Annotated in this window: 9 protein-coding genes; 2 read left to right on the forward strand and 7 right to left on the reverse strand. The window is 43.2% G+C overall.

Annotation, left to right across the window (positions count from 1 at the left end; genetic code table 11):
- The first annotated feature begins 51 nt into the window (after nucleotides 1–51).
- Entirely contained in the window at nucleotides 52–1311 is a 1260-nt protein-coding gene (locus QSH61_RS23390) for a metallophosphoesterase (protein ID WP_102058452.1), read from the forward strand.
- Nucleotides 1312–1450: 139 nt separating this feature from the next.
- Nucleotides 1451–2863: a hypothetical protein gene (locus tag QSH61_RS23395; RefSeq protein ID WP_206473131.1), complete on the forward strand. Its 1413-nt coding sequence runs from the start codon at nucleotides 1451–1453 to the stop codon at nucleotides 2861–2863.
- A gap of 76 nt (nucleotides 2864–2939) precedes the next feature.
- On the opposite strand, the gene QSH61_RS23400 is transcribed toward QSH61_RS23395, so the two are convergent.
- Genes QSH61_RS23400 through QSH61_RS23430 form a run of 7 tightly spaced genes read right to left on the reverse strand, consistent with a single transcriptional unit; the run spans nucleotide 2940 to nucleotide 12402 of the window.
- Complete coding sequence (locus tag QSH61_RS23400; RefSeq protein WP_206473129.1) at nucleotides 2940–3545, reverse strand: hypothetical protein; 606 nt, start codon at nucleotides 3543–3545, stop codon at nucleotides 2940–2942.
- A 33-nt stretch (nucleotides 3546–3578) separates the two neighbouring features.
- Nucleotides 3579–4544 (reverse strand): hypothetical protein, encoded by a 966-nt coding sequence (locus QSH61_RS23405; protein ID WP_206473127.1) that lies wholly within the window; start codon nucleotides 4542–4544, stop codon nucleotides 3579–3581.
- A gap of 10 nt (nucleotides 4545–4554) precedes the next feature.
- Complete coding sequence (locus tag QSH61_RS23410) at nucleotides 4555–5523, reverse strand: hypothetical protein (RefSeq protein WP_206473125.1); 969 nt, start codon at nucleotides 5521–5523, stop codon at nucleotides 4555–4557.
- A 10-nt stretch (nucleotides 5524–5533) separates the two neighbouring features.
- Nucleotides 5534–6508: a hypothetical protein gene (locus tag QSH61_RS23415; RefSeq protein ID WP_206473123.1), complete on the reverse strand. Its 975-nt coding sequence runs from the start codon at nucleotides 6506–6508 to the stop codon at nucleotides 5534–5536.
- Between the two features lie 10 nt (nucleotides 6509–6518).
- On the reverse strand, nucleotides 6519–7460 hold the full coding sequence (locus QSH61_RS23420; protein WP_206473121.1) for a hypothetical protein: 942 nt from the start codon (nucleotides 7458–7460) through the stop codon (nucleotides 6519–6521).
- 11 nt (nucleotides 7461–7471) lie between these two features.
- On the reverse strand, nucleotides 7472–11380 hold the full coding sequence (locus QSH61_RS23425; RefSeq protein WP_206473119.1) for a hypothetical protein: 3909 nt from the start codon (nucleotides 11378–11380) through the stop codon (nucleotides 7472–7474).
- The gene (locus tag QSH61_RS23430) at nucleotides 11377–12402 is read right to left on the reverse strand and encodes a DUF4150 domain-containing protein (protein WP_174169467.1); all 1026 of its coding nucleotides are present in this window, start codon (nucleotides 12400–12402) and stop codon (nucleotides 11377–11379) included. Before QSH61_RS23430 ends, QSH61_RS23425 begins: the two co-directional genes overlap by 4 nt.
- Nucleotides 12403–12429: the final 27 nt, after the last annotated feature.

A 12429-nucleotide genomic window follows, 5' to 3' on the forward strand; every position in this document is an offset into this window, starting at 1 on the left:
CCACCTTATTTATATGCAGGAGGATGCAGTGGTAACACTGCGTCGGTAACAATGAAAATAACATCAATAGCATTACTATTCGCGCTTAGTAGCACAGCGCAAGCCGCAGAAAATATTAACTTTCTGGCCTTTGGTGATGGCGGCTATCACCCAGATTATCCAAAAACAAAGCACATTAAATCGCCTAAAAATAAGGCTGAGTTTATTGCTGCTGAAAAGGCGGATTGGTTAGAAGAGCATCGCCCGCTCGAAGAGTTTAATCATGCGCCTATCTATGTTTATCCGGGAACCGAAACCGCAACGGAGGAAACCGGTGCGTTGGTGGTTGGACAGGCAATGGCCTCTTTGTGTGAGAAAAAGCCATGCGACTTTGCTATTCAGCTTGGTGATAATATCTATCCTGATGGAGCGGCGGCTAACGATGGCAAGGACGACCAAAAGCGTATGGATGACTTGATTTTAGGGCCGCTAAAGCCGCTCCTTATTCAAAACCCAGAGTTGGTCGTGTACTCAGCATTAGGCAACCACGATTGGAAGACGTCTCGTCGCGGCGTGAAATTACAGACCGAGTGGATGGCTAAGCAAGCTAATTTTCACATGGATGGCAAAGGTTATTACAGCTACACCTTTGGTGAGACAGGCAATAATGTCGAGTTTTTTGTACTTGATACCAATATGTTGCTCTCTGGCCAGCATTATTACGAAATTCCACTAAAACCGGACGGTAGTGAACAGGGACTGGCGAGTGCACTGGCAAGCGGACAAGCTGAAGTGGAAGACATTGAGAAGCACGAGCAACCTGTCAATGGGGAAGATCACAGGCAATTGGCTTGGCTTGCAAATGGGCTTAAAAACTCAACCGCAAAATGGAAAATTGTATATGGACACCATGTACTTTGGTCTATTGGTGGCACCAAGTACGATGAAGCTCATGTATTACGCCGCTTAATCTTACCCGAACTATGTGAGTACGCAGATGCATATATTGCAGGCCATGAGCATGATTTGGAACTGTTAACGGACGACTGCTCACGTGTACTCCCTGGAAACACAAAGCCTAATTTACCACTTATTATCAGCGGCGCCGCATCAAAAATGCGCGGCACGCATACACCGCTTGCTAACTATCAAGAAAAGCGTTACCCAGAGTACGAGCTAGTCTGGAATAAAGCTTTTACTTGGGGCTTTGCGCATATCGAATTAGACAACCAAAAAGACATGTTAAATGTGTCGTTTTACTCAACGCCAAACGATTTAAGCGGTCAGCTGGTGCCAGAGCAAAGCTTTAGCTTCGCTCACCGCAGTAAGTAACGGATCAGCAGGCGATAAACATGCGGTTTTAAGCATTTAAAAAGGGTGAAATACAGATTAAATGTAATACTGTGTAATTGATAACTTCCGTTTTGATGAACTAGATTTAACAGGAGTTTTACATCTTAAGGAAAGCATCATGCTACCGTCATCAATTACACGCACTAAACTTCAACTACTTGGAATATCATTATTGCTTGCTACAAGTACATTGGCTGCGCCAAGTGCGCTTGCTTACTCGAATGATACTTCTTGTAAACCGAATAACGATTGGTTTGGCAGCCCTGTGCCAAATCCTTCTGAAGGTGCAAATAGTCCGTTTGCATTTAAAGATGGTAAAGATCTTTCGACAAACTGCGATTTTCATCAGTGGTCGTGGAATAAGTTTCTCTATTTAACGCAGCCTGACAAGCGTGCTCCTGGTGGCTTGTTGATGTTTGGTTCTGGGTTTTGGCAGGTTGATAATGCGCTAAAACCTTATTTTGCCCCTTGGAATGATTTATTAAATCCAACCGGACTTCGCCCCGCAAATGTGTTGATCCTTGAAGATATAAATCAAGCTGGATCAGATGGCGTTATTTACAGCAAGTTTGGTGGGACGCCCGTACATTATTCGATCCACGTTAACGATACTTATATGAAGTCAGCAACCTCCCACCCTAAAGCAGATAGCAAAGCTGAATTTGCTGTGGGGTCGGTTGAGTTAAAGGTTGCTTGGATGGATGTCAAAGCGCTGCAGCAAGTCTATCCAAAGCTTGATTTAGCTGAGCATTTTTATATTCGTAAAGCGGTTTACCAAAAAGACAATAAATATAGCGGTACGGGAGAAGTGGCGCTCGTTGGCATGCATGTTGTCGGTGTGGTTGAGAATCACCCAGAGTTTATTTGGGCGACGTTCGAGCATAAATTGAGTGCACCAGATTACTATAGCTCTGAGGGAAAGTTTAAGAAAAGCACGGCTTACTTACAGCAAGATAAAGTAGTGAGTAACAGTCATGATCTGCTATTTTATCGGGGCGGAACGGAAGTGCAAAATGCACATTTAACGTATCCAGCTTCTGAAACTACGACCAACACGTTTCGGTTATATCAATACGGCGTGCCAAACGGCAATCCATATATAGCTGGTAATAACCCTGAGCTGGTGGGGAGTCAGACACAACAAGCTCAAGATGAAACTAACTTCAATAATATTACTGAACTAAATAGCTTAGTGAATGTAAAACTGGAACAAAAGAATCCCGTTTGGAGTAACTACTTTTACTCCGGATCAATCTGGCTGAGCACGCAAGATTACGATTTTGCAAATGGCATTAGTGGCGATATTGTGGGTAAGGGAGCCAACGAGGCGTTACGCGGCTCATTGGCGGTTGCCAATATCACTATGGAAACTTATACCCAAACTTCCATCGATAGTGATGTAACAGGCAGTGAGCCACAAATTAAGTCGTCTAACTGCTTTAGTTGCCATGGTATAAGTGCAGGTAAATCAACGATGCAAGTAAGCCATATTTACAACAACTATTTACAGTTAATGCAAAAGAGTCAGTAAATCAGGTTTCCTGAATGCGCTCAGGCTCATAATAGTAAGCCACCGATTTTTGCGGTGGCTTACTATTTCAAGGAGTTTAATCAATTTGCTTTATGGGTTGCTTTATCTTATGCATTAGAAAGAACAAAAGTCCTATAAAAACGATATTGATGAAAGCCATGATAAGGGCTACTTGATCCTCTGAGTGCCCGCGAAAGTCAGACAGCAAATCAGCAAAGATAAACAGGCTATAAAACGTACCTGCTACATTTAAGCCCCATCCTACAAAACGGGATGTCTTTACAAGCTGAGTGTAATCGCTAAGCTTTGCCATAATAAAGTGATACCCATACATCACACCAACGGCTGCCATCATTAAGCCGACTGCTGCATTGTCGCCTCGTTTATTTAAATAATATGCATCGAAACATAAAGCACCAACTGCAAAGATGCCTATCAAAATAACAATGGCTTTAATCAAAAATTCAGCGACTGGGTTGGGCTCTCGCTTTGTTGAAACTTGAGATTTTGTCATCGTAACTTGCTGTCCGTTACGTGTCACTTTCTGTGCATGTTGCTGTTGATAGACTTGGCCATATTTGGGTTGTTGATTATTAACACTCACATCACTGATTGCACGAGTAGGCGTTCCTTCATCTAGAATATGCTCAACGCATTTCTTAAATAACTTTTTTATTGCCACAAAAACTCCTTGTTATAGAGATTAATTCGAGTATTACCAAAACTCTTTATCTATTGGGCGGTTATTTTTTAGGTCATAAAAGGGGGCTTGTTTTACTAAATCTTCGCCTAATATTTGAATATGGTCTTGGTGGTCAAGATAGGGGCTTTCTATCGTTTCTTGCCAACCTTTATAAAACGAACTTGGTATGGGCTGAGTGGTATCCATAAAACGGTGGATTTCACTCCACAGCTGCACGCTGCCGTCCATATCCTTTGGCTCCCAATCGGTTGAATAAAGTGTCTGGCGCTTAAGTGTTTTTGGGTATCGCAGTGGGGCTAAAAACGCCAAGTTATGCCTCACACCTTTACCCGAGGAGACCTTTACAATATACAGTTCAACTTCACCAAGTGTTAACGAGAAGCTCCCTTCATTATTGCCAATGGGAAATGTGACGAGGCCGGTATTTCGGAAGAAGTCGACCCGTAGCACTTCAGAAGTATAGTGTTTAATTCTGTGAACTCTATAAAAAACGAAGCTTGCAAACGCCACTAACCCAATCATAAGGTAAAGAATATGAGGCTCAGACTCTTTCAAGTATACGGGGAGGCAAACAAGCGCAAATATTGAGGCCATATAAGCAAAAACGACATTCGCAAGTTTCCCTGCTCGCGCAAAGTCAGCTCCGCCTAATGCGATACGTTGGTTCGATGAGAGCACGTTATTCTCTTGCAAGACAAAGTCTGCTTTACTATTTTCAGCCACCTTTTGCATGCCTTTACTAATGTTAAAGTCTCGTGGTATCGAGTCTTCTATTTTTAGCAGCGGTGTTTTTTCTATTGGCCGATCATGCACTACCTTATCTACAGGCGCCGAGGGAGTTAACGTTTGCGTCTCCTTTTTACCCTCAGTTTCCATCACCATTTTTACTATTTTTTGCAGACCTAAAGCGAGCAAGGCCACCACTTTTTTCCAACTGCGGTTATGGGTAGGGCTGACTTCCTTGTGGTGTGCTTTCATTGTTTTATTGCTACCAAAACACTTTATCTAGTAGACGGTTATTTTTTAGGTCATAAAAAGGCGCTTGTTTTACTAAATCTTCGCCTAATATTTGAATATGGTCTTGGTGGTCAAGATAGGGGCTTTCTATCGTTTCTTGCCAACCTTTATAAAACGAACTTGGTATGGGCTGAGTGGTATCCATAAAACGGTGGATTTCACTCCACAGCTGCACGCTGCTATCCATGTCCTTTGGCTCCCAATCGGTGGAATAAAGCGTTTGGCGCTTAAGTGTTTTTGGGTATCGCAGTGGGGCTAAAAACGCCAAGTTATGCCTCACACCTTTCCCCGAGGAGACCTTTACAATATACAGTTCAACTTCATCAAGTGTTAACGAGAAGCTCCCTTCGTTATTGCCAATGGGAAAAGTGACAAGGCCAGTATTTCGGAAGAAGTCGACCCGTAGCACTTCAGAAGTATAGTGTTTAACACGGTAAACATAGACAAACAGGGGCAAAGCAAATGCTAGTAGTCCCGTGGTGAGCCATAAATACAAACTATCACCACTACCGAAATAAAAAATAATTGAAAGTAGCGCGATGATGGATGCCATATAGGCAAATACAATGTTTGCTAATTTACCAGTTCGTGAAAAATCGGCACCACCAAGCGCTACTCGCCTATTCGAAGAAAAGAGGTTATTTTGTTGGACTGGTTGAGTACGAGTAGATACCGCAGGACTCACTTTCAGCATCCCTTTACTAATGTTAAAGTCTCGTGGTGTCGAGTCCTCTATTTTTAGCAGCGGTGTTTCTTCTATTGGCCGATCATGCACTACCTTATCTACGGGTGTCGAAGGAGTTAACATTTGCGTCTCCTTTTTGCCCTCGGTTTCCATAACCTTACTTACAATTTTTTGAAGACCTAAAGCGAGCAAGGCCACCACTTTTTTCCAACTGCGGTTATGGGTAGGGCTGACTTCCTTGTGGTGTGCTTTCATTGCTTTATTGCTACCAAATCACTTTGTCTAACGGACGGTCGTTTTCTAAATCGTAAAAAGGGGCTTGTTTTACTAAATCTTCGCCTAATATGATTATTTTATCTTGCTCCGTAAAGTCACTGCTTTCGATTACCTCTTGCCAGCCTTTGTAAAAGGATGCAGGTATAGGTTGTGTGTTATCCATAAAACGATGGATTTCACTCCACAGCTCCATGCTATCTTCTAAGTCTCTTGGCTCCCAGTCGACAGGGTACATAGGTTGATGGCGAAGATGTTTGGGGTAGCGCTTTGGTACCAAATAGGCCATGTTAAACTGCACCCCTCTACCTGCAGAAACTTTACCGATGTACAAATCAACATCATCTAACGCTAACGAAAAGGTGCTAACATTGTTACCAATGGGAAAGGTAACAAGGCCACTATGGCGAAAGAAATCAACACGGAGTACTTCAGCTGAAGTGCGTTTTACGTAGCCAACATGAATGAAGATCGGGATGGCGATGCTCAGCAATACAGCAACGACCTTGATGTAAACGACTTCTCTGGTAGCAAGATAAAAATATAAGGTGATAAATGCACATATTGTTGCCATGTACGCAAATGCAGCATTAGATAATTTATCTATTCGATCAAGATCGACACTCACCAGCTTGATATCTTTGTTTGAGGCCATTAAGTTATTTTGCGAAAGCATGAATCGACTGTTTAGCTGAACTGGTACTCGCTTAAACCCCCCTTTTACTTTTTTACGTCTTGGTACTGAGTCTGCTATTGGTAGTAGTGGAGTTTCTTCCACCGGTCGACCAAAATCAATGGGTGGTAGATTGTCCTCTGTATGCTCTTTTATCTCTTGTGGTGTTTTGGGAGCTACTTCAGTTTCCATGACCTTACTTACAATTTTTTGAAAACCTAAAGCGAGCAAGGCCACCACTTTTTTCCAGATGCGGTTATGGGGAGGGCTGACTTCCTTGTGGTGTGCTTTCATTGCTTTATTGCTACCAAATCACTTTGTCTAACGGACGGTCGTTTTCTAAATCGTAAAAAGGGGCTTGTTTTACTAAATCTTCGCCTAATATGATTATTTTATCTTGCTCCGTAAAGTCACTGCTTTCGATTACCTCTTGCCAGCCTTTGTAAAAGGATGCAGGTATAGGTTGTGTGTTATCCAAAAAACGATGGATTTCACTCCACAGCTCCATGCTATCTTCTAAGTCTCTTGGCTCCCAGTCGACAGGGTATATAGGTTGATGGCGAAGGTGTTTGGGGTAACGCTTTGGTACCAAATAGGCCATGTTAAACTGCACCCCTCGACCTGCGGAAACTTTACCGATATACAAATCAACCTCATCTAACGCTAACGAAAAGGTACTAACATTGTTACCAACGGGAAAGGTAACAAGGCCACTATGGCGAAAGAAATCAACACGGAGTACTTCAGCTGAAGTGCGTCTTATATGAGAAGTACGAATGAATATAAGTGTAGCCAGTACGCTGAGCGTACCACCTAACCAGAGAAATCTTGGATCAGGATTATGAAAATAACTCCAATAGCAGATCGCCACAACTAATATTGCCATATAAGCAAAAGCTGCATTTGAAAGCTTATCGATACGATCAAGGTCAACACTCACTAACTTAATACTTTTGTTTGAGGCCATAAGGCTATTTTGCGACAGCAAGAATCGACTGTTTAACTTTACAGGTACTCGCTCAAATCCCCCCTTTACCTTTTTACGTCTTGGAACTGAGTCTGCTATTGGTAGTAGCGGAGTCTCTTCCACCGGCCGACCAAAATCAATGGGTGGTAAATTGTCCTCTGTATGTTCTTTTATCTCTTTAGATGCTTTGGGCGCTGCCTCGGTTTCCATTACCTTACTTACTATTTTTCTAAGTAAAATAGCAGATAGGGCTGTAAACGTTTTTAGATTTTCTCTCATTATTTGACCTTCTAGTTTAATAGCCTCTGTAGCAACCCTGCTGCACTTAAACCATAGTCATCGACCTCTACCTCTACGGTTTGTTCACTCCAAAGCCGTGCTTCTGAAATATTGCCATCTTGATCTCGCTTCGGAGCTGGTAGCCTAAACTCTTGACTAGAGTTTGGGCTAATGGTTTTACCCTTACCAAGCGGGTACTTCTTGCAGCGCATACGAAGCTCTAACTTTGTGCACTTTAGTTTATCAAAATAGGGGTACAGCGCGGTTTCGTCGAATTGCAGCTGAAACCCGGTAAACTGAGGGCTAACGTTAATTTTGACATGTTCCCAGAAGTGGTCGATTGCGGTGGAGGCTTGCCCCTTTGCCGCTGTACTTAGCAATGATTGCCATGGTTTATTAGAGGCAACGGGCTTAATATCAAACTCTAGGTCTAAATAACTCAGTTGAGATGCAGGAATATGCCCTGGAACCTGCATATTAAAGTTTACGATATGAAATTTACCACGTTTTGATATTTTATCAGCAACACGTGAAAAGGTGTTGAGCTGCATCACCTGGGATTCAGCCATAATAGATGGGGCAAATAGCGCGTCGTAAAGTGCATGCAGAGCGTACTCTGGGTGAGTTTGCCAAGAATAGGTTGGGTTGTCTGCTAGTAGCTTTTTTTCACCACCTTCAAAGGCATTTTTACCCCAAGGGCAGACGGTTAACCAGTTTTTGAGCGGATCTTTATGGATTAAATAGAGAATACCGTAGCCTATAAGCACCGCTATCAGACCATAGATGCTCACTCTGCCAAATTGTAACATAACTGCGGCACGAGAATATTTGGCCAACACCATAGGCAGGCTATCAATGGCCATTCCCGCAAAGCCTGCTGTCACAAGTAAGTTTCCTGTGGTTGCCCACACATCGCCCCGCTTATAGGCATAATAAGCATCAGAAGCAGATATGGTCGCACTGTATGCTGAGGCAAGTAAATTTAATCTACTCGTCCATTTCATTAACGACGCTTTACTCGAAAAGGTTGGCCCATATTTTTGTTGTGCGCTTTGACTTCCAAAGACACGTCTATGGTGTTCAAAGGCGGCATATTGTCGTGGACTTAGCAAACCGGACCGCATTTGTGTAATTGCAGAATGCACTGAATAATGAATTGCAGCTAGATCTGAAGCGGTTCCAACTAAGTCTGCAAATTTTCTATCAAATTTAAAATCATAACTTGAAATGACCTGCCTCACATTTGCAATTTCAAAGATATATAAAGCGCCTAATACACCCACCATCCCTCTTTTTAGCGACTGGCTGGATGCGGCCTCGGTAACGACTTTATTTTGCCATTTCTCTAGGTTTGCTGTGCGCTCTGCGAGATTTTTGATAGTGGTGTGTTGGGTTTCTAACTCGGTTGAATAGTGTTTTGTATTTTGTACTGTGTCATCATAAATTTGTTTTGCCCTTGCTGCTGAGGCTTCAGCAGACAAATCGGCACCAGTTGCTTTAACCAAATAGGCAATGACTTTCTCTTTACTTTCAATAAAGGTGGTTGTTTGTGCTCTATCTAACGATTGAATTAGAAGTTCAAGGCGTTTATTCAAGTTTAAAACATCTTCCAGAGACACCTTATGGCTGGCGCCTCCGTATTTTATATTGACGTTTCGCTTTCTGTTAGCTCGTATCACCTGGTTTAATTCTTTCACTTGCTTCTCGGCAGAAAGCTGGCGAGATTTGGGGTCAAGCGGCATGTAACCTTTAGGAAAGTTACCATTTATATAATCGGAGACCCTCATTTCGACTTCAACAAGGTGCCCAGGTGTTGAGATATCTACTAATCGCATCAGTGGCTGTAATACATCCGCTTTTGCATCAATCAATTTTGCAAAAGGGTATTTGTGCCATGCATTATTGACCTTTACGAAGGTAGATACTTGTTTTTGAGCTCGTGTAACCGACGCTTTTGCTGCTGCAAACTTGGTCTCAAGGCGTCGTAATCTTGCTCTTTCAACTTGTATCTTTGCGTCTAATTCTGCAGCTTTGAGCTGATGCTCTTCAGGAGTCAAACGCGATAGTTCAGACTTTCGTTGTTCATACTCAGCTTCTTTTTTTGTCAGCTCATCAAGCGCTTCATCTCTTGCAAGTTCGGCCTCTTTCAGTGCTTTTTGAGTTTGTTCATACTGCTGTTGAGTCGCGTTTGTGGCTGCTTGAGTCGCGGATTTTTGTTGGCCTAACGTCCCTTCGTGACTCGAAAGTTTATGGGCGATATCGGGGATCTCAAATACGCTAACGGCTAAACCAAAAATCACCTGAGAAAGCCGCCTGCCTAATTGTTCTCCTTCATTCCAATCTATTAATTCCTCTTGTTTATGGATCTTTTCTATTTTTGCGCTCGCAAGCTTAAGCTCAAAGCGGTTAAAGTCACGCTTTTCGTATTCACTTAGCTTATTTCCCGTAGGTTTTGGAAATAAAAACTGCGCAATTTCTTTTCCTGGTTTGCTTGGGTGTTGATCTAGACATTGCAGAATAAAGTCTTGTCCTCGGTGGCCGCTACTTAGCGTGTGCCAAAACTCTTTGTCTCTATTAATTTGGGCTATTTGTGCTGCCGGATGGGGCTTCAAAACCAAAAATAAATCGGTGAGTAAGTCATAGGCTTCAAAAAACCTTAAGTCAGTTTGATGCGCATAATCCTTAAAGCACTCGGTAAATCCAGCGGCTAAGGATTCTTGATCGAGAAAGTTAATGAGTTCATCAGTGAGCTCCGCTATATTTTCTGCAAGTTCTCGAAATGTTTTTTCCTGCAAAAACTCAAAAAAGGCCTCTTCATCTAAGCATTCTGTTCGCCACTCTTTAAGTTTGTTGGCAAAGTCGATGGCGTCTTCATCCGATTCGACTAGTTTTTCACCAGATGACTGTATTTCTATGTCTTTATCTAAAACGGCATCTGTTTGCAGATAGAAAGTTTGCAGCATGTAAACTGCAAGCTCGTATTTATTACGTTGCTGATAGTCGATTTCACCTGTTTCGCTGTTTACACCAGAGAGGTGGTTCATAAGCGCTTCAATTTCAACCACCAAATTTTGAATTTTCACCACATACATTCGAGCCACATGGATCCCGTCAAAAATCGGCACTTGGGCGATTTTATCGCGTTCTGGAAGGTGCAGTTTTTGATGGAGTGTCGGGGTGTTAACTACTTTGCCTTGGTCGTTATAGCCTGTGGCAAATTGTCCCAAATTATCTAGCTTAGTCATGCGCTGTGCTCTGAGCACAGCTGCATCTCTTGGGGCGGGGCAATGTCTTTCTTCGTCAGCGAGTGGTGTGCCGGTATTTAAGCGCGGATCCTGTTCATTAAACCCGCCAAACAACAAGATCTGCTCCCACGACCACTGAACTTCAGACCATGCGATTTCTACGCTTACTTCGTTGCCATTTAGTTTATGCGGGACGAGAATGCTGCTGGTTGGTTTACAGGTTGCTGCACGTGTGCCTTGCGGTCGTGAGTTTGGCTTATTGGCCGACTTTTTCCAACTTAAAAAACCTTTTTGCCAATACAAATTCACATCTGAAAATAGCGCCGGAGCGTCAAAGTCTTCGGGTTCGATAACTTGTAGTTCACGCCATAAATAGCCATCGACATAAATATAGATAAACCCGCTGGTTACCGGAGAGGCCGATTGTAGTTGCTGTTCTGGCGTGTCGTATAAAAATGGATAAATGTGCACCAGCTCAATGTCGGCATCGCTGCTTTGTTGGTCTACCGTATTTGAAGTGTAAAGGGGGACCTTATAATAGCCTTCTTTCGTGCCATCAACCGAGGTGTCTTTGAGCATCAAAGAGACCACTTCTTTGTCGCTTGCATAGCCCTCAAAAACAAGTTCTCTAAAATTACCGTTAGCATTGGTTTTGGTTGGTAAAGTGTGGCTCATCCTATCTTCACCTCTTCATCGCTAGGTTTGCTACTACCCGACACTTTTATATTGATCTTATTCGTACCGTCTTGGCTTAATGGCTCTGCGCCGATTACTACATCAAGGCCTGCAGGAGTGGCACCGCCGGGTTGGCTCAAAGGTGCGGGGGGCGTATTTTTATTATTAGATACCATTAAATCTCCCTGCCGAACCGCCGGTTTTCCCTCGATGTAAACATCAAAGCTGCCTTGCAGAAACTCCGCTTTTTTACCCAATGTTCGACTAGCGATACCTTTTTTATTACCGGGTTGGTCTCCCGTACTTTTTGAAAAGTTAGACTTGATATTGGCCGCACCGTTACCTTGAATTTTTACTGAGCTGGCAACGCTTGCGGCGTCTGATGAGCGGGCGATGTTGCCATAAGGAATAGGCACAACCACTTTGCCTATCTTAGTCAAACAAACGTCTACTGTGCTTAACACACCGCCGCTGCCACTATGTACAGCGGTTCTGCCGTTAATGAGAACATTGGTATTTGAAACGATAGACGCTTGTCTGGCTTCGGCTTCAAAGTCTCTGGCAACATCACTCTCAGTTCCTACTTGCCAACCCAGTTTAAGGGTTACCAAGTCTAAGAATGCTTGTGGGTCGCTAATTGGCAGATTAACATCCATTCCCGTTATTGGCTCAATATGCGGTAGAACAGCCGTTTGGTTTTGTTCATCCCATTGTGGCGGGTCGATGATGTAGTCAGGAATAAACGCATTGACCATTTGGCCTAAGGTAAAATCGCCGTATTTGGCTCTTTCGATTTCTTCTAAAAAGGCTTGCTCTCCCGCAGCACGGTCGGGGAATATTGCAATACGATAGGCCTGTCCCAGCGCTTGATTTCGCTTTGCACTAATATTTAATGGCAGTAGGGCTGGATTGTTGTGCCGCCAAGAAGCAGAACCTGAGGTTCGTAATTTGGCAGTTTGCGCGTCGACATTGTATTGCACGCTCTGGGCTTCGTTGCCTGCACCGGCGCCGATAAAGCTCATTGTGTTGTCCTTAAATTATTCCTTTAG

The sequence above is a fragment of the Pseudoalteromonas sp. JC3 genome (genome assembly GCF_030291895.1).
Lineage (GTDB): Bacteria > Pseudomonadota > Gammaproteobacteria > Enterobacterales > Alteromonadaceae > Pseudoalteromonas.